We start from the raw sequence: 22,019 nt of genomic DNA, 5'->3' as shown, positions 1-22,019 counted from the left end.
ACTATAACCCTCCAATTTTTTAAAAGTTTAAAAGTTCTCTGCAAGCCTTTACCACGTGCCCGGCGGTTAGTCCATAAGCTTCAAAAAGCTGGTCTGGCTTTCCTGATTTTCCGAATTTATCCTGGATCCCCAGACTTTTGAATCTGGCTCCATTATGACCTGCCAGAACCTCTGCAACTGCTGATCCAAGGCCACCGATCACGGAGTGCTCCTCCAGTGTGACAATTGCTTTGCAGGTTTCATTCATTTTTAAGATGATGTCTTTGTCAATGGGTTTGATGGTATGCATGTTCACAACGCAAGTATGTATGCCTTCTTTCTCAAGTCCTTTGGCAGCCTTTAAAGCTTCGGGAATCATCAGACCGCAGGATATAATACAGAAGTCATTTCCTTCTTTCATTACATTGGCTTTTCCTGGAATAAAGGGTGTATCAGATGTAGTAATATCATCACAGACCGGCCTTGCTACACGGATGTAAACTGGTCCGTTGATTTCGGCTGCCGCCATGACCGCTTTCTCTGTTTCCGCAGGATCGCAGGGTACAAAAATGGTCATATGAGGCATCTCTCTCATAAGTGCAATATCTTCAATGGACTGGTGGCTTCCTCCGTCCTCTCCTACAGAAAGTCCGGAATGTGAAAATCCAAACTTTACATTTGCATTGGTGTAGCAAATGGAATTTCTTATCTGCTCATAGGCGCGGCCTGCACCGAATAGGGCAAATGTACTTGCAAAAGGGATATATCCTTTATTTGCAAAGCCTGCCGCCGTACACATTAAGTTCGCCTCTGCGATTCCCATATTAAAGAAACGGTCTGGAAATTCCTCTTTAAACATACAGGTCTGGGTGGCATGTGCAAGATCTGCATCAAGTACCACTACTTTTTCGTTTTCTGCCCCTAATTTTACCAGGGATTCTCCATAAGCAACTCTCAAAGACTTTCCCATTATACTACCTCCTGCTCTTTCATTGCCTGGTCAAATTCTTCTGCATTTATTGCTCTTCCATGCCAGCCATACTGGTTCTCCATAAATGAAACACCTTTTCCCTTGATGGTTTTGCAACAGATAAATTTCGGTTTTCCTGATACCGGAGTCTTTAAAGCCTTTGTTATAGCAACGACATCATGTCCTTCAACTTCCATGCACTCGAACCCGAAAGCATCAAATTTCTTAATGATATCTCCAAGGCCCATTACTTCTTCGTTGCTTCCGTCAATCTGAAGCCTGTTGTAATCCAGCATAAAAGTCAAATTATCCAACTTGTAATGCGCGGCTGCCATTGCAGCTTCCCATACAAGACCTTCCTGGCATTCTCCATCCCCAAGAACTGCGTACACATTATAAGACTCCCCTCCGTGCTTTGCCGCAAGTGCCATGCCCATTGCAAGAGATGCTCCCTGCCCCAAAGAACCGGTATTCATATCGATTCCCGGTGTCTTTGTACAGTCTGGATGCCCCTGAAGGTGACTGTCAATTTGTCTGAGTCCTGCCAAATCCTCCATTGGGAAATAACCGATGTCTGCAAGGATTGCATATAATGCTGGGCAAGCATGTCCTTTGCTTAATACAAGGCGGTCCCTGTCTTGTTTATCCGGATTCTCAGGGTCTACGTCCATCACTTCATAATAGAGCGCCATAAGCATCTCTACACAGGATAAGGAACCTCCTGGATGCCCTGACTGACAGGCAAATAACATTTTGAGTATTTCTGCCCTCAATTCCTTTGCTTTCAAATCGTACTGCATAAATATTTCCTCCTTATTATCGGCTTAACCTTTTACAGCTCCCGCTGTCAGGCCTTCCACTAATCGTTTCTGCGCAAAAAAGAACATAATACATACTGGAATGATGGTTATAATTCCTCCTGCTGTAAGCAAATCCCACTGAACTCCAAGCTGTCCGATCAGGCTTTTTAACGCGACCGGAATGGTACGTGTTTCTGCATTGGTAAACATCACGGCAAATGTATATTCATTCCAGGATGTCATAAAGATATAAACTCCGGTAGCAACCAAGCATGGTCCCAGAATCGGAAGGATGATTCTTACAAATGCGACACCTCTGTTGCAGCCATCTACCAGGGCTGCTTCCTCAAGGGACATGGGAAGGTCATTTAAAAATCCTAATAATAACCATACGGAAAAAGGAATGGTAAATGTAGTATAAGATAAAACCAGTGAGGTCGGTGTGTACAAAAGCCCCATCTTACGCATAATGGAATACAGCGGAATGAGCAGCAATACGGTTGGAAACATATTATTGCAGAGGAACGTACACATCAGAATCTTTCTTCCGGCAAACTGGTATCTGGAAAATGCATATGCCGCAAGGGTCGATGCTGTTAATGATACCAGGGTCGTCATAGTAGCCACAAGAAAGCTGTTTTTGATCGCCCCAAAGAAATTCACCGTTGTCGTAAAAAGCTTCCGGTAAGACTCAAGCGTAAAAGCTCTGGGCCAATAGGTAACTACCGTGCCGTATAATTCATCCTCAGGCTTTACCGATGTAATGAGAGTCCAATAAAATGGAAACAGAATAAAAAGCAGAATCACAATCAGAGGAAGGTAAACGCAAAATATCTTTTTCATATCCACTTGCTTCATCTTCTTATACCTCCTCTTTAAAATTCATTTTCAGATACGGTACTGCCACAAATAACAGTAGTACTGCCATTAATAATGCCATTGCGGATGCATAACCCAGATTCAACGCATTTCCCTTATTGAAAATATAAACACTGAGCGTCTGAGTAGAATAGGCTGGTCCGCCTTCTGTCATATTAAAAATCACATCTACAGAATTGGCAACCCAGATGATACGAAGCAGCGCCGTTACAAAAATAGTATTTTTAATGGAAGGAATGGTTATTAAAATAAGTTTCTGCCAGGCTGACGCCCCATCAATGTCTGATGCCTCGTAAATATCTGTCGATACTCCCTGTAAAGCTGCCAGAAGCATGAGTGCAAAAAACGGAATTCCCTGCCAGATAATCGTCACAATGACACTTGGAAACGCGGTTGTCACCTGAGAAAGAAAGGGTATTTTATCGGTAATGAAATGGACTTTTAACAGCAGGTCGTTTAATACGCCAAAGTTACCGTCATAGATCCATCTCCACATTAACCCGATTAAAACGCCTGGTGTAACCCAGGGGATCATGCTGACTGCCCGTACTACTCCCCTCCCCTTAAACTCCTTATTTAAAAGAAGGGCCAGAATAAAGCCGAACAGAAATTGAAAGCCCACACCACATACCACCCAGATTATGGTCCGGGTGAGAGAACCCCAGAAGAGCGGATCCCTGCATGCTGCCGCATAATTGGAAAATCCGTTAAATGCAATCTCCTTGGGTCTTCTAAGATCATAGTTCTGAAAGCTCATAATAATTGCATTGATAACCGGTATAAACACGACGCACAGGATAATAAACACAGCCGGAGCAACTAATACATACGGCCATATTGTTCGTTTCTTAACCATTCGTATTTTCCTCCTAAATGGATGGGGCTGCATAGGAAGCAGCCCTGACATATAAGTTATCTATTGATAAAGTCCATCCTGAAGGGTCCTCATGCACTGTTCGGGGGTAATGCTTCCGGTCAGCGCCTGAGAAACGGTATTCGGCCAAAGACTGGAAATCCATTCTGTTGTGGTATCAAGAATCGGAACAATACCTGCATAACCCTGTCCATCAATTGAGGCTTTCATAAAACGGTTATTCTGGAAGAAATCAGATGCCTGAATACTCTTGCTTACAGGAACATTTCCAGTTCCCTCACACCACATTTTCTGACCTTCTCCTGCCGCTAGATAGGATACCCACTCAAAAGCAGCCGCTTTGTTCTCACAGGAGTTAAATATAACGGTTTCCGTATCTCCCATTGAGGTCCACTGTCCCTTGCCTGTCGGGAATGGGAAAGCAGATACATCGTCTCCAAATACCTTTTCCATATCCTTGCTGGATCCAGTATGGTGAATGGTCATTGCAGTAAGCCCGGACTTGAAATTAGCAATGATTTCACTAAATCCGTCACTGATTGCTGTAGGAGGTACATAGCCTTTTTTATAAACATCAACAAAATCCTGCATCCCCTGTACTGCTTCCGGAGTGGTTAAATCCTTAAAACTTCCTCCCCGTCCATTGACAAAACTGCCCCATGGTTCCTGGCCTCCCTTTGCACCTCTCATACCAAAGCCGTATACGTCGGTCTTTCCGTCTCCGTTTGTATCCATGGTGCATTTTTCGATTGCCTCTAAAAATTCTTCGTAGGTCTTAGGTACCTCAATTCCTGCCTTTTTGAAGATAGATGGCCTGTAATATACATACAGAACCTGGATATTCCATGGCATTACATAGACTCGTTCCATGTCTCCAGCCTCTACCATAATGTTATAAATATTTTCATCAATATCAGATTTTTTGTCCCAGGCATCAATGAAAGGTGTTAAATCAGCTAAGAGATCATTGTTAACAAATAATGGCGTGGAAGTTAACTTCCAGGTTGCGCAGTCGATATCTCCCCCGCCCATCTTGGCATTAAACAGATTTTCGGAATAAGCACCTCCATCCCACGGGGTTTCTTCCCCAACTACCGTAATACCTTTTCCGTTTTCTGCGTTGAATTTCTTGATGATATCCTGCATGAGCTGGGAATAATCCGTATTATCTGCCCAGTAGCGGAATTTAATGGTACACGGTTTTATTTCGCCCGTAGATGCCTGTCCGTCCTTTGCTGTGGAGGTGGCTGTAACTGCCCCTGTCGTCTCTTTCTTCGTTGTCTCTGCTGTCTCTGTGTTCTCCTTGCCCCCCGCAGAACAGCCTGTCATTGTTCCAGCCGCCATAAGAGCCGCCATGGCAATTGCCATTGTTTTCTTACCAAGTAATCTTTGTTTCATGTTGGTTCCTCCCTCTCCCTTACATCATTTAAAGTTTCCCATACATGCCTTTCTGCCAGAAATTTAGCTTCCATATAGTTGCCGCTGGCTATTGCTTTATAGATACCCCTGTGGCTTCGTTTTGCCCGCTTAAAGCTCTCCAGGTCATTATGGGTTTCCACATGACTGCGCCGGATGGATTCATTAATAATAGGAACCACCCGAATCAATACTTCATTATGAGTACATTCAGCAACAGCCGTATGGAATTGAATATCCATCTCCGCCGTAGAAGTGCTGTTAATTTGAATCTGATCCATTTCCGCGACCAGTCTCTCAAGATTCTTTATATCCGAAGGCGTAGCTCTCTGCACGGCCAGACCAGCAATCTGTGGTTCAATGAGCATACGTGTTTCAAAAAGGTTCTTTAATAAATATCTCTGATCCGTAAAATGCAGTCCCAGAGGATCTTCTCCAATTCCCGTTCCCGCACTGACAAAAGTTCCACTTCCCTGACGTATGACTACAACATTTTCTGCTCTTAAAAACTTCATAGCTTCTCTTAAGGTAGACCGGCTCACCCCAAACAGTACGGTCAGCTCCTTTTCCGTAGGAAGTCGGTCGCCGGGTTTCATTTCCCGTTGTATAATCATTGTTTTTACCTTTTGTGCAGTCGCCATAGGAAGTACATCAATATTTTGCAACTCATTTGAATTTCTACGCATGCCCTACTCCTTTTTTATTATTCAATAGATAAAATGCATATAAATATTAAGTTTTTTGTAATTAATTTAGTAGTTTTGTCCTTGCATCTATCCATAGACTAGCATAACATATGATGTATGTAAATATCATTTTCACGTTTATTCTGATTTTTATTATTATATTACAATGTTTTCAGTTTATATTGTGCAAAATGTACATTTTTTAAGTAAAATTCATCATACCTTTGATAATAGATCATACCAATTGGTATGTTTTTAATCTTTTACCAATTGGGGAAGGATTTAGTTTATGAGTAAACTTGATATCTATATCAATAAAATCTTTAAATAAGTTTAAAAAAATCAGGATAAAATGTGGAATTCTATCCCTAATTTTATATATTTTATAATCTGTTTGAAGGACTAACTTACATAAGACCAGAGCAAATTAGGAAAAATAGTATTAATTATAGAATGTGACACAAACTGGTTAGCAATAACTAACTAAAAAACATAATTAACTCTTTCTTTTTTGAAAAAATAGATTTATTCTGTAAGGGTATGAAAAATTATAGAATATATGAGATCGGGTTTGCTGTAATAGAAAAAACATAGAAGGAGGATTTAATAATGGAGAATACAAATAGAAAAGAGAATAGAAAAGGTCATAATCCACAGCTTGGATTAAAAGAATTGCTTCATTATGTCGGTCCGGGGCTGTTAGTAACAGTAGGGTTTATTGATCCTGGTAACTGGGCTTCTAATATTGCTGCAGGTTCTGAATATGGATACAAGCTTCTCTGGATGGTAACGTTATCAACAATTATGTTAATTATCCTTCAGCATAATGTGGCTCACCTTGGGATTGTGACCGGTGATTGCTTAGCGGAATCTGCAAATAAGAATCTAAAGCCCTGGCTGTCAAAAATCGTTTTATCAACAGCAGTTTTGGCTGCAATTTCAACGGCGCTTGCAGAAATACTTGGTGGTGCCATTGCTCTTAATCTTTTATTTAAGATACCTGTTAAATTGGCCTCGGTCATGATATTGGTTCTAATATTATGGATGCTTTTTACAAATTCCTATCAGAAGCTGGAAAAGTGGATCATAGGTTTTGTTTCCATCATAGGTTTGTCATTTATATATGAATTGAGTCTGGTTCATGTGGATTTTAATCATGCGGTTGCCGGTTGGACGACGATTGACATCCCTCAGGGCTCCATGCTCATAATCATGTCTGTTTTAGGGGCTGTAGTTATGCCCCACAATTTATTTCTGCACTCGGAAATCATTCAGAGCAGACAGTGGAACCTTGAAGATGAATCAGTAAAAAAATTACAGCTGAAATATGAGTTTGCGGATACCCTGTTTTCCATGCTGATTGGCTGGGCAATCAACAGTGCTATGATCATATTGGCTGCCACCACCTTTTTTAATAAAGGAATACACATAACGGAACTAGGCCAGGCGGCAACCATGCTGGAGCCGTTGGCAGGAAAGGGAGCAGCTCTGATTTTTGCCGGGGCCTTATTATTTTCCGGAATTGCATCGACGACTACGGCAGGCATGGCCGGAGGCTCAATAATTGCAGGAATGTTTGATGAGCCTTATGATCCAAAGGATCCCCATACAAAGTTTGGAGTGATTGGGATTTTAGTATCTGCAACTCTTTTGATCTTTTTAATAACAGATCCATTGAAAGGATTAATCTATAGCCAGATGTTTTTAAGTATTCAGCTTCCAATCACTGTATTCTTGCAGATTTATTTAACCTCTTCGGAACGGGTTATGGGAAAATATAAAAATTCACTCAAACATAAAATGGCCTTGATTCTCATTGGTATCATACTGACGATTCTGAATATAATGCTGCTCGTCAGTATGATAAAAGGATAAAGGGTTGGAACTAAAATACATCTGATAGATGGTATAAGAAATGATAAACGGTACCCTAATAGTGAAACGCAGCCTTTTTTTCTGTGACTGTGGCTTCCTATTGGGGTACCGTTTCTCATTTAAATTCCTGCCATCTGGTAGGTAAACTGTCCGGCCTGATCGATTCCATAAAAGTCTGCAAAAGAGAGATGGAACACTTCGGTCTTTACCCCATCCAGGCAAATATCATTTTTAATCAGGTACTGATAGATGCCGGTATAGTCAATGTCACCCTGAATTAAAATGCTCTTTAAACAGCCGTTACGAAGAATGGCCTTTTTATAGCTTTTGGAATCTTCACGAATGATGACCTTATCCCCTTCTAAGGCAATCCCATCGCCCAGGGACAGGGTAGTAAGGCCATAGAAGTTCATGGTGTTTTTCATGCCGTATTTATCTTCGTAAAGCATTCGATTGCCGCACATGTTATACCCGGCAGTCTTTCCTTGCTTCATGGCATTTGGCCAGATTCCGGCAATTCCATTCACATCTCCAGCGGCATATACATGGTCGCATGAGGTCTTTAAGCAATCGTCTACTTGAATAAAACGATCCACTGCAATGTCGCTGTCACCAATACATGCCACAGAAGGGCTGACACCCGCAGCCACCACCACCATATCACACTCAATGAGAGAACCGTCATCAAGCATGACAGAAGTGATCTCATCGGTTTCAGGCATGGTGCTTAACACTGTTTTTCTCCCAAGAATGAACTTACAGCCGTGTTGTTCAAACAAGTTCTGATATGTATTTCCAGCCGTTTCATCGAGCTGTTTTGGAAGAATCCTGTCTGCCATTTCCAGCACGGTTACGTCCTTTCCTTGCTCCAGAAACGCATAAGCGGCATCCATACCAACAAGACCGGAACCCACAACTAAAATCCGCTGTGATTTCTCTGCAAACGATCTGATCTTTTTGGCATCGGATAGATGACGAAGTCCGAATACATTTTTCGCCTCTCTGAAATTCATAATAGGAGGAATGATGCTGTCCGCACCAGTGGCAATAAGGAGGAGGTCGTAAGGGATCTTAGACGCATCCTCAAGGCCTACTTCCTGATTCTTGGTATCAATGGCAACTGCCTTTTTCTTGATCCAGGTGATACGGGAACGATCAAAAAAGTCTTCTGGAACAAAGGAAAGAGTTTTTTCATCCCGTTCATGGCTTAAATACTTATGAAGCATACAACGGGAATGCACCGTTTCATCTGGCGATATCATAATGATTCTAGCATCCGCCTCCAGCTCCCTGATGGTTTTCGCTGCACTGATTCCAGCAGCGCCTACACCAATGATTACATGTGTCATACTTACACCTCCTCCACATAGATTGCTCCGGTTGGACATGATTTTACGCAGCTTGGTGAAAATCCATGGTCCGCGCAGAAATCACACTTAATCACCTTGGTTTTTGTGTTGGTATCTGCCTTTAACACTCCGTATGGGCAGTTCATGACACACATAAAGCAGGACCCGCATGCGGACTCATCATAGAGAACAAGCCCGGTATCCTTATCTTTTTTAAGCGCTCCGCTCATACAGGATATCACGCATTCCGGCTGATCACAGTGACGGCAAAAAATAGGAGTGTAGCCTCCGGGGCCGCCTTTTTCAATGTGATTGCGGGATTCGTGCTGAGGATCTGAAAGATTTAAGTTGTAAATAGAGCCTCCATCTGTCCGGTGTGCCTGCATACATGCTATAAAACAATTCTTGCAGCCATCGCATTTGGCTGCGTCTATGAATATCCGTTTCATATGCCACCCTCCTATATATTAAGACCCTCACGTTTCTCCATGATGATTTGCTCCAGGATATCAGCACTTTCTTTTGCATCCGGATTAATGATCACCTGTCCGCCTGTCAGACTCTTCATGCCTTCTGTTAATACCTTAACTGCGACATCACTTCCGGTCACAAATGGTGGTAAGCCTAAGTGAAGGGGAAGGCCAAGGGCAAGACCAAAGCAACCGTCTGCAATCGCCTGTTCCTCCAGCCACTGTGCAGCAGAAAGAACTAGAGGAAGCTTAGGAAGATCTACGCCAAGTTCAGCCGCAATTTCAGTTGCTACGATTTCCAGACGTCCGATGGCAAGACATGGGCCAAAGTTAAGCACAGGAGGAATTCCAAGTGTCTTACATACCTCTCTTAAGTTAGGACCAGCAAGCTCAGCCGCTTCTGGCGTCATAAGACCGCAGTTTTCAATGCCACCTGAGGAACAGCCTGCCGTTAAGACGATGATGTCTCTGGCAATCAGCTCTTTGGTAAGGGCTACGGTAAGAACATCATGGCCACCAGCCGTTAAGTTAGAACAGCCAACAATGCCTGCGATTCCTTTAATCTTACCAGCAACAATAAGGTCTATCAGAGGCTTCCAGTTTCCACCTAGGAAGTTTCTTAAGGAGCCTTCACTAACACCCGTAAGGGTATTGTCATTTCCGTGTTCTGGAAGCAGATTAAGAGGAATTATGCCACGGCGTTCGGTATAAGACTCAATTACCTTATCAATGATCTTTTCACTCTGTTCTCCCCTGTGCTCGAAGTCAAATTTCATTAACTCTGCGTTGGACTTCTTAGCCACATCATCAAGGCAGATCTGCTTAATCTTTAATTCGTCACAGATAGGCTCGATTCCAGGTAAGGTACAGTTAAACTCAGAGAGAACCGCATCAATGGCACCCGTAGCAAGAACCGCTTCGCTGGTGTAGTTGTTGCCGGCATGACCGTCAAATACTTCAGGGTAAAGAGCTCCTCTTAACTGCAGATCCTGTCCGACACAGGTACAGCCTACCAGCTTAAAGCCCTTGGCACCAACTGCTTTTGCTTTTGCAATCGCTTCCGGAGAAATTAATTTATCCTGTAGGTCCACAAAGATGGTATGCTGATGCCCGGTGATCATAATGTTTATGTAGTCTGGATTGATAACGCGAAGACCGACTGGAGCCAGACGAAGCTGAGGTTGACCCAGAAGTACATCGTTTAACAGGTTAGTCAGGGTAAGGCCGTAAATACCCGTGGAAATACCTAGTCTTAAACAGTCTACCAACATATCAAGGGGATCGGAGTTTAAGTTAGTAGAGCACTTTACTACGCCCTTAAATACCTCACTCTTTGCGCCGCCAGGCATAATGCCAAGCTCTCTCCAGCGTGCAACACGAGGAGCATAAGCAACCTTCTCAGTGAGAGCCATCTCCACGTATTCTGGCTTGTATAGATCAGCCAGTACCGCATCTGCAATCTTTTCTGCCTTCTGATAGATATCTGCCTCTTCAATGCCAAAAATCTCAGCCAAATGCTCCAGGGATTCCATTCCCTTTAATGCGCCTTTTGCCTGAGCTGTCTTTTTGAGATTGAGGGCTGTATTTTCCACTACATGTATGTAACAGCCGCTTCCGGAAGCCACTGCTCTTAAAAAGTTTCTTGCCACGATGGTGTCCGCATCCGCACCGCAGATTCCTCTTTTAGCATTTGGAGTGATCCGGCATGGCCCGTTGGCACAAAGGCGACAGCATACGCCCTGGAGTCCGAAACCGCATTTCGTACTCTGTTTTTCCACACGGTGATGGGAAGTTTCCATCGGCAGTGCAGAAATAAACGCTTCCAGTGGCTTGTCAGCACTTTCACACGTATTACATCCATAACATTGATTCATTTTCTTCCTCCTTATGAAACTGTACTGTTTTAGTATAGATTAAGACAAAAAATTTATTCTAAAAAAATCTTAGCCAAAGAATATTTTTTTAAGTCCTGGTTTAGATTTTTTTGAATTCTTGCAAATTCACAATGGACGTGACATGGGCTTTTATGAGAATGGACGGGACAATCAAACCCAGTCTGCATGCATTCAATCAGCAGCATCTTAGGATCAATGACGGTAATGATATCGTATAAGGTTATTTGTTTCAAGTCGCAATTGAGAGAATATCCCCCAGTACTTCCCCGATAGCTTTTAATATAACCCGATTTTTCAAGCTTTCTGGCAATCTTGTAGGCATTGGCAAGGGTGATCTGTTCCTTCTCACTAATAGAAGGAATGCTGTCAGTTTCCCCATTTGATAGTGCCCGGATAATGCGTATTGCGTAGTCACATTCTTTCGTTATGAGCATGAAACACCTCCGTGTTATAAGATTAACATACTGTACCTAAATGGTCAAGATTTATCAGTTAGTAATTTCCCCGCCGAAGCGGGGAGAATTGATTAAGATTCAGGATAAAGAAGACGTTCATCCTCAATTCCATAAAGTACGGTATCAAGGAATTTTCTGGCTAGATATCTTGCCATGTTAAGGTTCATATCCTGGTAATTGCCACAGTCTCTGGCACTGGCCCCTGGAATCTCCTCTTCAAAATCTCGGATAAATTCATACAGTTCTGTAATAAGCGGCACAATATCTCTTGATTTGTAGTCTCCGCTTAAAAGTAGGTAAAAGCCAGTACGGCATCCCATTGGTCCAAAGTAAATAATCTTGGAGCCGTAGGTTTCATGATTTCTTAAAAAGGTAGCAGCTAAATGTTCGATGGCATGCATCTCTGCTGTATTCATCACCGGTTCAAAATTAGGGCGAGTCATGCGGATATCGAATGTTGTGATAAGCGCTTCCCCGACCTGGTCTTTTCTAGAGACATAGATGCCCGGAAGAAGCTTTAAGTGATTAATGGTAAAGCTTGTGATCTTTTCCATATTATCATATCCTTTCTTATATGGTGATGGGTCATTGGTTTCATTTATGGTTTCTTATGGTGAAATTATAATAAAAATTCCGTTTTTCTGCAACCATTTCTACAAATAAGTGGAAAAGAAAGTGTTTTTAACATAAAAGCAACAAAATGTGGCGAAAAAGCAATGGTCAGGTGATTTATGTGAGTCACGGTTCTATGTTAATATATTAAAAAAACAAGGAGGTAGGTTCCTATGATTTTCTCGGATAAATTATTGATTTTAAGAAAAAGTAAAGGTCTGACCCAAGAGGAGTTAGCAGAACAGTTTCATGTATCAAGGCAGGCCATAGCAAAATGGGAGAGATGCTTCTTTCATGGAGGTAAGATTAAATAAAAAAAAGGTAAGTGGCTCTCTGGAAGTAAAGTTCAGAAAATCGCTTACCTTTTCACTTGGTTTTATAAAGGGTTTACACCGTTATCTCAATGCTACTGTAAGATCCCATCGAGTCACCAGGAAAAGACAGAGAAAATCATTCATGAAATTTAGGTTAGGGCTCATACCATAGTATGAGTAGTGGGAAGGAGCGTCATGAATGGAAGAATGGTTTCGATTATCAGAGGATGAAGCCCTGTCTCAGCTTCAAGCGAAGTGGTCTGGGCTCGATCCCGCAGAAATTATAAAGCGTAGAGAAAAATATGGAGAAAATGCACTGTTAAAAGCAAAGCGCAAAAGTGCATTCCAGGTCTTTTTGGATCAGTTTAAGGATCTGCTGGTAATCATTCTGATTATAGCAGCGGTCATTTCCATGATATCTGGTGACGTTGAAAGTACCGGTGTCATTTTTGCAGTGTTATTACTAAATGCGGTCTTAGGAACCGTGGAAAATCAAAAGGCAGAAAAAACGTTAGACAGCTTAATGGCATTGTCCGCACCAGTTGCCGTGGTTATGAGAGAAGGCACAATTCAGCAGATTTTATCTGCGGAGCTGGTGCCGGGAGACATCCTTCTTTTGGAAGCAGGAGATATGGTTGCGGCAGATGGAAGAATCCTTGAAAATTACTCCATGCTGGTCAATGAAAGCTCCCTTACAGGAGAATCCCTAAATGTAGAAAAAAGAACAGGGAAAATCCGGGATGAGAAGGTACCTCTTGCTGAGCAAAACAACATGGTTTTTTCCGGCTCTCTCGTGGCAGCAGGCAGGGCGAAGGTGCTGGTGACTGGAACAGGCATGGATACGGAAATTGGAAGAATCGCCTCCTTAATGAATGATACCGGAGAAAAGAAAACACCCCTTCAAATTAGCTTAGATCAGTTTGGTAGCAGGCTTGCAGCAGGAATTTTATTGATTTGCGCTCTTGTCTTTGGCTTAAGCATATACCGGCGTATGCCGGTTTTGGATTCCTTGATGTTTGCCGTGGCCCTTGCTGTGGCGGCCATTCCTGAGGCATTAAGCTCCATTGTCACCATCGTTCAGGCCATGGGAACCCAAAAGATGGCCCGGGAAAATGCCATTATAAAAGATTTAAAGGCAGTGGAAAGTCTTGGCTGTGTTTCGGTCATCTGTTCTGATAAAACAGGAACCCTGACTCAGAACCGTATGACGGTCCAACAGATTTATGTAAACAACCGACTTTACCCTCCCGAGCTTTTAAATCCGGAAATTCCAGTACATAAATATCTGCTCTACGATGCAGTTCTAAATAATGATTCCGCATACCATGATGGAAAACCACTTGGAGATCCTACAGAGGCGGCTCTGCTTCAAATGGCAGAGCGGGCTGGTGCAGAAGAAGAGGTCATTAAGTCCCATTATCCAAGAATTGGAGAGATTCCGTTTGATTCCCAGAGAAAGCTAATGAGCACACTTCACCCCATAGAAGGCAAAAAGATGCTTTTCACCAAGGGGGCACAAGATGTGCTTCTTCCAAGACTTACCGGCATCTGGACCAGTGAGGGCATTCGCCCCATAAGGGATGGAGACCTTCATACCTTGGTGGAACAAAATGAGGAGTTCTCCATTCAAGGTTTAAGGGTCCTCACCTTTGTATGCAGGGAAATGGGGGAGAATGAGACGCTATCTGAGAAATCAGAACAAGGTTATATCTTTTTAGGCATGGTAGCCATGATGGATCCGCCTCGGCCTGAGACAAAGAACGCCGTATTAAATGCCAGGAAGGCTGGTATCCGTCCTGTTATGATAACAGGTGACCATAAAATAACAGCCTCTTCCATTGCAGAAAAAATCGGAATCATGGGAGATGGAGATTTAGCCATTAGCGGCCCCGAGCTTGATGATATGACCGATGAGGATCTTGACAAAAGACTAGAAAAGATCAGTGTCTATGCCAGAGTATCCCCAGAGCATAAGATAAGAATTGTTCGAGCCTGGCAGAAAAAAGGCCATATCGTTGCTATGACCGGAGATGGGGTCAACGATGCACCTGCCCTAAAGCAGGCGGACATCGGGGTTGCCATGGGCAAAATGGGAACCGAGGTGTCAAAGGATGCCTCCGCCATGATACTAACAGACGATAACTTTGCAACCATTATAAAGGCAGTGGCAAATGGAAGAAATGTGTACCGGAACATAAGAAACGCCATTAAGTTTCTCCTATCTGGAAACATGGCAGGAATCTTATGCGTCCTATATACCTCCATACGGGGGTTACCAGTGCCCTTTGCCCCAGTTCATCTTTTATTTATCAACTTATTAACCGACTCCCTTCCAGCCATTGCCATTGGCATGGAACGGGCGGAGGCGGATTTGCTGGCTCAAAAACCAAGAAATCCAAAAGAAGGAATCTTAACCAAGCGGTTTGTCCTCCAGCTTCTCCTTCAAGGGGCATTGATTGCGGTCTTTACCATGAGTGCATACGGCACTGGACTGGTCACAGGAAGCGAAGCAGCGGCAAGCACCATGGCATTTTCCACCTTAACTCTGGCGAGGTTATTCCATGGCTTTAACTGCCGAAGCAGCCATTCCATATTAAAGATTGGATTAAGGAGCAACTTATGGAGCATCATGGCCTTTGAAGCAGGGGCTGTGCTTCTGGCAGCGGTGCTGTTTATTCCCGGACTCCATACTCTTTTTTACGTGGCAGATCTCACTGGGAAACAGTTTCTTACGATCCTCATATTTGCTTTTATTCCCACTCTTGTAATCCAGGCTTTTAAGACCATAAGGGAAAGCCTTTATTGATAAAATAGTGCTCTTAAAACTTGACATGATATATGAAATCATGTTAATATTAACTATATTTAATAAATAGCCTAAGAGATGAAAGAGCCAGGTGATGAGTGCGGGGAACCGTTCATTTCCGAGGCTCTTTCTTTGCAGTTTGGGAAAAATTTAACAGACCGCAGAGAAGGTATGATTGGAAGGGGAAATTATTATGGGAAGTTACGTTATTGCTCTGGATCAGGGTACCACAAGCTCTAGGTGCATCCTGTTTGATGAACAGGGAAACATCTGCAGCGTTGCACAAAAGGAGTTTACACAGATTTTTCCACAGCCAGGCTGGGTAGAGCATGACCCAATGGAGATCTGGTCCTCACAGCTTTCTGTGACTATGGAGGCCATGGGTAAGATTGGTGCTCATAACAGTGACATTGCTGCTATTGGCATTACCAATCAGAGGGAGACCACCATTGTGTGGGATAAGGAAACCGGAGAACCGATTTATCATGCCATCGTGTGGCAGTGCAGAAGAACCGCAGATAGAATTGAGCGGTTAAAGTCCGATGGTCTGGAAAGTCTGATTGTAGAACGTACTGGACTGATACCAGATGCCTATTTCTCTGGAAGCAAGATCGAATGGATTTTGGATCATGTTGAGGGGGCCAGAGAACGGGCAGAACGAGGAGAACTTCTCTTTGGAACGGTTGATACATGGTTAATCTGGAACTTAACCAAGGGCTGCATTCATGTAACGGATTATACCAATGCGTCCAGAACCATGCTTTTTGATATTCATAAGAAGTGCTGGGACGAAGACATTTTAGATTATTTCCGCATTCCAAAGTCCATGCTTCCAGATGTGAAGCCGTCAAGCTGCGTTTACGGATACACCTCTTCTGACGTTATGGGAGGAAAGATTCCAATTGCAGGGGCAGCAGGAGATCAGCAGGCAGCCTTGTTTGGCCAGTGCTGTTTTGAAGCGGGAGAAGTGAAGAATACCTATGGAACTGGTTGCTTCCTTTTAATGAATACAGGGAATAAAGCAGTTCGTTCCGAGCACGGCCTTTTGACCACCATTGCAGCCAGTGACCAGGAACAGATTCAGTATGCCTTAGAGGGCAGTGTCTTTGTGGCAGGAGCCGCCGTTCAGTGGCTTCGAGATGAGATGCGTATGGTTCGTTCCGCTTCTCAGACAGAGGAATACTGTGGAGCAGTAGAGGATACGGGGGGCGTATATATGGTTCCTGCCTTTGCCGGACTTGGAGCCCCTTACTGGGATCAGTACGCCAGAGGAACCATCGTTGGAGTGACTAGAGGAACCAGCAAGGAACAGTTCATTCGTGCCACCGTAGAGTCAATGGCTTATCAGGTGTCGGATTTAATAGAAGCAATGGAGCAGGATTCTGAGATTCATTTAAAGCAGTTAAGAGTCGATGGCGGCGCTTGTGCCAACAGTTTTCTCATGCAGTTTCAGTCCGACTTATTAAACACCCAGATTTTAAGGCCCAAATGCATCGAGACCACGGCTCTTGGAGCGGCATACTTAGCAGGCCTAGCCGTAGGGTATTGGAAGGACAAAGAGGAAATTAAGAAAAACTGGAAGGTAGCTAATACCTTTGAAAGCCACATGGAAGAGGAACGCAGGAAAAAGCTGATCAAAGGCTGGAAAAAAGCCATTAAATGCGCCCGCTTCTGGTCGGAAGACGAGGACTAGAAACATCTTGACACTAAGTCTTACCTGTGATAGCATGAAATTAATTAAATAACAACCCTTTGAGACGAGAGAGTAAGGAGATAACACGGAGAAATCCGTTTATTTTCCTTGCTCTCTTTTGATTTTAACTTGAATATTCACTGCATATATGGAGGAGAAAACATGAAGGAAATGTATTACGATGCGGCAATCATTGGAGGCGGAGTCATCGGGTGTGCAATCGCAAGAGAGCTGGCTCGTTACGATATGAAGATTTGTGTGGCAGAACGGGAGGAGGACGTCTGTTCTGGTACAACAAAGGCTAACAGCGCCATCGTCCATGCGGGATATGACGCATCCCCTGGTTCCTTAAAAGCAAGGTTTAATCTGGAAGGCAATCGCATGATGGAGGAACTTTCTAAGGAGCTTGACTTTCCTTTTATTAGGAATGGTTCCCTGGTGCTTTGCCTTGATGAAGAAGATCTGCCAAATCTCCAGGCTCTGTTAGAAAAAGGGGTTAACAACGGAGTGGAAGGTCTTACGATTCTATCTGGAGATGAAGTTCGTGCCATAGAGCCCAACGTGACCGATCAGGTAGTAGGAGCTCTTTATGCGCCTACCGGAGGGATTGTCTGCCCCTTTGGCCTTAATATTGCCCTTGCAGAAAATGCCTGTGATAACGGAGTGGAGTTTTTCTTAAACACAGAAATCCTCGGGATTGAAAAAACCACAGAAGGATTTGATTTAAAGACTCCAGATTCCATCATTCACGCTAAGTTTGTCATCAACGCAGCAGGCGTATATGCAGATCAGTTCCACAACATGGTCAGTGAGAAAACCTTAACCATTATTCCAAGAAAAGGAGATTATCTTCTTCTAGATAAACAGGCAGGAGCTCACGTGAATCATACTATTTTCCAGCTCCCTGGAAAGATGGGAAAAGGAGTTTTAGTCACCAAAACCGTTCATGGAAACCTTTTAATAGGGCCGTCTGCGACTGATGTGGAAAGCAAAGAAGATGTAAGGACCACAGCCGACGAGCTTACAGAAATCACCAAAAAGGCCGCCTATGTGGTAAAAGATATTCCATTTCGTAAGGTAATCACCTCTTTTTCTGGCTTACGGGCTCATGAGGTAGGTGGAGACTTTGTCATTGGAGAGGTATTAGACGCTCCTGGATTTTTCGATGCTGCGGGCATTGAATCCCCTGGTCTAACCAGTGCACCTGCCATTGGAGTTTATGTGGCTGAGCTAGTGGCAAAGAAAGCAGATGCGAAGAAGAGAGCAGACTTTAATGGGGTTCGAAAAGGAATTGTACACCCAGAAAAGCTGACCATAGAAGAGCGTGGAAATCTAATTAAAGAAGATCCAAGGTATGGCACCATCATTTGCCGTTGTGAAGGCGTCAGTGAAGGAGAAATCGTAGATTCCATTACAAGGACTCTGGGTGCTGTTTCCTTAGATGGTGTCAAACGCCGGGTTCGTGCTGGCATGGGACGGTGTCAGGCTGGATTTTGCGGACCTAAGACCATAGAGATTCTAGCTAGAGAGACGAACCGAGCGCCAGAAGACATCTGTAAGAACCGGCCAGGATCTAACATGCTGAAAAAGGAAGAGAAAGGGGCAGCAAATGACAGAGCATGACATTATAATCATAGGGGGTGGCCCGGCAGGTCTAGCAGCAGCCGTAGCCGCAAGAAAAGCAGGGATAACTGACATTTTGATTCTGGAACGAGATGAGTTCTTAGGGGGAATTCTAAATCAGTGCATCCACAACGGCTTTGGCCTTCATACCTTTAAAGAAGAACTGACTGGACCGGAATATGCTGCCCGTTTTATTCAGATGGTGGAAGAAGAGCATATCCCTTACCTATTAAATACCATGGTACTGGATATCAATTCCAATAAAGAAGTTACCATTATAAATAAGGAATCTGGCCTGACAATCATTAAGGCACGTGCCATCATACTCGCCATGGGATGCAGAGAACGCCCAAGAGGAGCCTTAAACATACCAGGATATCGTCCCGCAGGAATCTATTCCGCAGGTACCGCCCAGCGTTTTGTTAACATGGAAGGCAAGACCGTAGGAAAAGAAGTGGCTATCTTAGGTTCCGGAGATATCGGACTTATTATGGCAAGACGTATGACCTTAGAGGGAGCCAAGGTAAAGGTTGTGGCAGAATTGATGCCTTATTCCGGCGGTCTAAAGAGAAATATCGTCCAGTGTCTTGACGACTACGGCATTCCTCTGAAGTTAAGCCATACCGTCATAGCAATCGAAGGAAAAGATCGGTTGACTGGAATCACGCTTGCTCAGGTAGATGAAAATAGAAAACCAATTTCTGGAACAGAAGAATATATCAGTTGCGATACCCTTTTACTTTCCGTAGGTCTTTTACCAGAAAATGAGCTTTCCGAAGGAGCTGGAGTAGACTTAAATCCTGTGACCTCAGGTCCATTTGTGGATGATCGTCTGGAAACCAGCACAAAGGGCATCTTTGCCTGTGGCAATGTGCTCCATGTCCACGATCTGGTGGATTATGTATCCGAGGAGGCTTCCCTCGCTGGTGTCAGCGCAGCAGCTTTTCTAAAGGAAGGGCAGAAAAAGTATGCCGACATGGTAGAAATTGCAGCGGAACATGGAGTTCGTTATACCGTTCCTCAAAGGCTAGATAAAGAACACATGGAAGATCAGATCACAGTTCGTTTTCGGGTAGCAGACGTATATCAGGACCGTTATATCAGTGTATATTACGATGGAGAGCGTGTCTCCCATAAAAAGAAACGGGTTCTGGCTCCAGGTGAGATGGAACAGGTAATCCTTAAGAAGGAAAACCTAAAGGATTACCCAGACCTTAAAAAAATTGTTATCTGTACGGAGGTGGAGTAACATGGAGATAAGAGAACTGACCTGTATCCGCTGTCCTTTGGGTTGTCAGCTGAAAGTCACCATAGAGGAAGATGAGATTAACGTAACAGGCAATTCCTGTGGCAGAGGAATTGAATACGGGAAAAAGGAAGTCTTAAGTCCCACCAGAATGGTGACCTCCTCGGTCCGTGTCTTAGGAGGAAAACATGATATGGTTTCCGTTAAGACCAGTCAGGACATTCCAAAGGATAAGATATTTGACTGCATGGAAGAAATCCGTAAGGTTACAGTCAATGCGCCAGTTTCCATTGGTGATGTAATTATAAAGGATTGTGCTAAAACTGGTGTATCTATTGTTGCAACCAGAGATGTAGAAGTGGTATTATAAAGATACAATGAAGATAAATGGGCCCGGCTAGGTCAGAAAGTGAGGGGAATTCCCTCTCTTTTTCCACTCTGCCGGGATTTTTATTTTCAAATAAAATGGATAAAGGTTTAAAATAGCCTTGACGGTGGGGAAAAGGATTGATAAAGTAGAACAAGATCCATATTTTGTGGGTGTGGAGGAATTTTGATGAAAGCAATGGAACTGTTGGAGACATCTCCAGTGATTGCAGCGGTTAAGGATGAAAACGGACTTCATAAATGCTTTGAATCAGAATGCCAGATGGTATTTGTCCTGTATGGTAATATTTTAAATATTGGCGAAATCGTACGGCAGATTAAAGAACACGGAAAGTATGCGATTGTACATGCGGATCTGGCTCAGGGATTAAGCTCCAGGGATATTGCTGTGGATTTTTTAAAGCAGAATACATTAGCGGATGGGATTATCAGTACGAAACCTCTTCTGGTAAAGCGGGCTGTTGAGCTTGGCCTAATCGGGGTGCAGAGAACCTTTATCATCGATTCTCTTGCCATGAGTACCATGAAGAAACAGATTGATACCTTTCATCCGGATGTGGTGGAGGTTATGCCTGGTGTTATGCCCAAGGTGTTGAAAGAGATACGTGCCTATACAAATATTCCCATTATTGCAGGCGGACTGATATCTGATAAAAAGGATATCATAGCGGCCTTTTCCGCAGGCGCGGATGCAATCTCCACTACCAAGGAAGAGTTATGGTTCATGTAAAAGGAGGATGCAATGAAATTAGTTACATACGAGGTTGACCGAAGAAGAGATATCGGGGTCATGAGCAAGGATGAGACATGGGTCTTTCCTCTTAGGGCTTTTGGTATGGAGTACAAAGAGATGCTGGAGGTAGTAAAGGGACTGAGCCAGTCAGAGCTTGATTTATTAGATCATGCTTCAGGGCTTGACCCTTACAGCAATAACATCGTCGGAGCCGCTATGAGAAAAGAGGTAAAGCTTCTTGCTCCAATTTCCAGACCAGAACAAGATATTATCTGCCTGGGGATCAATTACATGGATCATGCTGAAGAATCCGCCCGCTTTAAAAAAGAACAATTCGACGGAACTCGTGCCAACGCTGTTTATTTCTCCAAGCGAGTGAATGAAGCAGTTGGTCCTTACGGAGACATAGAAAGTCATAGCGACATGGTAGACAGCCTGGATTATGAGGTGGAGTTAGCCGTTATCATCGGAAAAGATGCAAAGAATGTACCGGCAGAAAAGGTTCGGGATTATATCTTTGGCTACACCATCATAAATGATGTCAGTGCCCGTAATGTGCAAAACACCCATAAGCAGTGGTACTTCGGAAAAAGTCTTGATGGCTTTACTCCTATGGGACCTTGTATTTTAACTGCCGGCTCCATCTCTTACCCACCAGAACTTAACATTGAGTCCAGGGTAAATGGAGAATTAAGGCAGAGCAGCAATACAAGTCTCATGATCTTTCACATCGACCATATCGTCAGCGAGCTGTCTAAGGGCATGACCCTTCGGGCAGGAACCATCATTTCCACCGGTACACCAAAGGGTGTGGGAATGGGCTTTGATCCGCCTCGGTTTTTAAAGGCTGGTGACGAAGTGGAATGTAGTATTGATGGAATTGGAGTCATTGTCAATAAGGTAAATTAGAATTACAAAAGATGCGTTTCTGCAAAATTGGAAGCGCATTTTTTTTAT

General features: G+C 43.5%; 20 protein-coding genes. 9 read left to right on the top strand and 11 right to left on the bottom strand.

All coding sequences use genetic code 11. The features are described 5' to 3' along the window. Nucleotides 1-19: 19 nt before the first annotated feature. Genes BET01_RS02420 through BET01_RS02395 form a run of 6 tightly spaced genes read right to left on the bottom strand, consistent with a single transcriptional unit; the run spans nucleotide 20 to nucleotide 5,604 of the window. On the bottom strand, nucleotides 20-949 hold the full coding sequence (locus BET01_RS02420; RefSeq protein ID WP_120195148.1) for a transketolase family protein: 930 nt from the start codon (nucleotides 947-949) through the stop codon (nucleotides 20-22). Continuing rightward, the gene (locus BET01_RS02415; protein ID WP_120195147.1) at nucleotides 949-1,749 is read right to left on the bottom strand and encodes a transketolase; all 801 of its coding nucleotides are present in this window, start codon (nucleotides 1,747-1,749) and stop codon (nucleotides 949-951) included. The genes BET01_RS02420 and BET01_RS02415 overlap by 1 nt, the downstream gene beginning before the upstream one ends. Nucleotides 1,750-1,773: 24 nt before the next feature. Continuing rightward, nucleotides 1,774-2,607: a carbohydrate ABC transporter permease gene (locus tag BET01_RS02410; RefSeq protein WP_120195146.1), complete on the bottom strand. Its 834-nt coding sequence runs from the start codon at nucleotides 2,605-2,607 to the stop codon at nucleotides 1,774-1,776. A 4-nt stretch (nucleotides 2,608-2,611) separates the two neighbouring features. After that, nucleotides 2,612-3,484 carry a carbohydrate ABC transporter permease gene (locus BET01_RS02405; protein WP_120195145.1) on the bottom strand — a complete coding sequence of 291 codons (873 nt, stop codon included), beginning with the start codon at nucleotides 3,482-3,484 and terminating at the stop codon, nucleotides 2,612-2,614. 60 nt (nucleotides 3,485-3,544) lie between these two features. After that, nucleotides 3,545-4,900: an ABC transporter substrate-binding protein gene (locus BET01_RS02400; protein ID WP_120195144.1), complete on the bottom strand. Its 1,356-nt coding sequence runs from the start codon at nucleotides 4,898-4,900 to the stop codon at nucleotides 3,545-3,547. Beyond that, nucleotides 4,897-5,604 (bottom strand): FadR/GntR family transcriptional regulator, encoded by a 708-nt coding sequence (locus tag BET01_RS02395; RefSeq protein ID WP_120195143.1) that lies wholly within the window; start codon nucleotides 5,602-5,604, stop codon nucleotides 4,897-4,899. Before BET01_RS02395 ends, BET01_RS02400 begins: the two co-directional genes overlap by 4 nt. A gap of 609 nt (nucleotides 5,605-6,213) precedes the next feature. On the opposite strand from BET01_RS02395, the gene BET01_RS02390 reads away from it, so the two are divergent. Continuing rightward, nucleotides 6,214-7,479 (top strand): Nramp family divalent metal transporter, encoded by a 1,266-nt coding sequence (locus tag BET01_RS02390; RefSeq protein WP_120195142.1) that lies wholly within the window; start codon nucleotides 6,214-6,216, stop codon nucleotides 7,477-7,479. 119 nt (nucleotides 7,480-7,598) lie between these two features. Here the strand turns inward: BET01_RS02390 and BET01_RS02385 are convergent, their stop codons facing one another. From BET01_RS02385 to BET01_RS02365, 5 genes are all read right to left on the bottom strand, one after another. Beyond that, the gene (locus BET01_RS02385; protein ID WP_120195141.1) at nucleotides 7,599-8,828 is read right to left on the bottom strand and encodes an NAD(P)/FAD-dependent oxidoreductase; all 1,230 of its coding nucleotides are present in this window, start codon (nucleotides 8,826-8,828) and stop codon (nucleotides 7,599-7,601) included. Between the two features lie 2 nt (nucleotides 8,829-8,830). Next, the gene (locus BET01_RS02380) at nucleotides 8,831-9,277 is read right to left on the bottom strand and encodes a 4Fe-4S dicluster domain-containing protein (protein WP_120195140.1); all 447 of its coding nucleotides are present in this window, start codon (nucleotides 9,275-9,277) and stop codon (nucleotides 8,831-8,833) included. A gap of 11 nt (nucleotides 9,278-9,288) precedes the next feature. Beyond that, the gene (gene cooS, locus BET01_RS02375) at nucleotides 9,289-11,172 is read right to left on the bottom strand and encodes an anaerobic carbon-monoxide dehydrogenase catalytic subunit (protein WP_120195139.1); all 1,884 of its coding nucleotides are present in this window, start codon (nucleotides 11,170-11,172) and stop codon (nucleotides 9,289-9,291) included. Nucleotides 11,173-11,225: 53 nt separating this feature from the next. Then, a complete protein-coding gene (locus BET01_RS02370) occupies nucleotides 11,226-11,627 on the bottom strand; it encodes an RrF2 family transcriptional regulator (protein ID WP_120195138.1) in 402 nt (133 codons plus the stop codon). A 92-nt stretch (nucleotides 11,628-11,719) separates the two neighbouring features. Continuing rightward, nucleotides 11,720-12,202, bottom strand: a complete 483-nt coding sequence (locus BET01_RS02365; RefSeq protein ID WP_120195137.1) for an S-ribosylhomocysteine lyase — start codon at nucleotides 12,200-12,202, stop codon at nucleotides 11,720-11,722. A 231-nt stretch (nucleotides 12,203-12,433) separates the two neighbouring features. Here BET01_RS02365 and BET01_RS02360 point away from each other — a divergent pair, with 231 nt between their 5' ends. The 8 genes from BET01_RS02360 (at nucleotide 12,434) to BET01_RS02325 (ending at nucleotide 21,971) form a co-directional block, all read left to right on the top strand. Continuing rightward, entirely contained in the window at nucleotides 12,434-12,574 is a 141-nt protein-coding gene (locus tag BET01_RS02360) for a helix-turn-helix domain-containing protein (RefSeq protein WP_120195136.1), read from the top strand. A 199-nt stretch (nucleotides 12,575-12,773) separates the two neighbouring features. Further along, nucleotides 12,774-15,380: a cation-translocating P-type ATPase gene (locus BET01_RS02355; RefSeq protein WP_120195135.1), complete on the top strand. Its 2,607-nt coding sequence runs from the start codon at nucleotides 12,774-12,776 to the stop codon at nucleotides 15,378-15,380. A 193-nt stretch (nucleotides 15,381-15,573) separates the two neighbouring features. Continuing rightward, on the top strand, nucleotides 15,574-17,073 hold the full coding sequence (gene glpK, locus BET01_RS02350; RefSeq protein ID WP_120195134.1) for a glycerol kinase GlpK: 1,500 nt from the start codon (nucleotides 15,574-15,576) through the stop codon (nucleotides 17,071-17,073). A gap of 162 nt (nucleotides 17,074-17,235) precedes the next feature. Continuing rightward, the gene (locus BET01_RS02345; protein ID WP_120195133.1) at nucleotides 17,236-18,696 is read left to right on the top strand and encodes an NAD(P)/FAD-dependent oxidoreductase; all 1,461 of its coding nucleotides are present in this window, start codon (nucleotides 17,236-17,238) and stop codon (nucleotides 18,694-18,696) included. Next, the gene (locus tag BET01_RS02340; protein ID WP_120195132.1) at nucleotides 18,683-19,945 is read left to right on the top strand and encodes an NAD(P)/FAD-dependent oxidoreductase; all 1,263 of its coding nucleotides are present in this window, start codon (nucleotides 18,683-18,685) and stop codon (nucleotides 19,943-19,945) included. Before BET01_RS02345 ends, BET01_RS02340 begins: the two co-directional genes overlap by 14 nt. A 1-nt stretch (nucleotide 19,946) precedes the next feature. Next, nucleotides 19,947-20,312 (top strand): DUF1667 domain-containing protein, encoded by a 366-nt coding sequence (locus BET01_RS02335; protein WP_120195131.1) that lies wholly within the window; start codon nucleotides 19,947-19,949, stop codon nucleotides 20,310-20,312. Between the two features lie 186 nt (nucleotides 20,313-20,498). Then, nucleotides 20,499-21,059, top strand: a complete 561-nt coding sequence (locus tag BET01_RS02330) for a glycerol-3-phosphate responsive antiterminator (RefSeq protein WP_120195130.1) — start codon at nucleotides 20,499-20,501, stop codon at nucleotides 21,057-21,059. Nucleotides 21,060-21,071: 12 nt separating this feature from the next. Then, complete coding sequence (locus BET01_RS02325) at nucleotides 21,072-21,971, top strand: fumarylacetoacetate hydrolase family protein (protein ID WP_120195129.1); 900 nt, start codon at nucleotides 21,072-21,074, stop codon at nucleotides 21,969-21,971. The last annotated feature ends 48 nt before the right edge of the window (nucleotides 21,972-22,019 follow it).

Source organism: Lacrimispora algidixylanolytica (assembly GCF_003609635.1).
GTDB classification, from domain to species: Bacteria; Bacillota; Clostridia; order Lachnospirales; family Lachnospiraceae; genus Lacrimispora; species Lacrimispora algidixylanolytica.
This window is presented reverse-complemented; position numbering and strand designations above follow the sequence as displayed.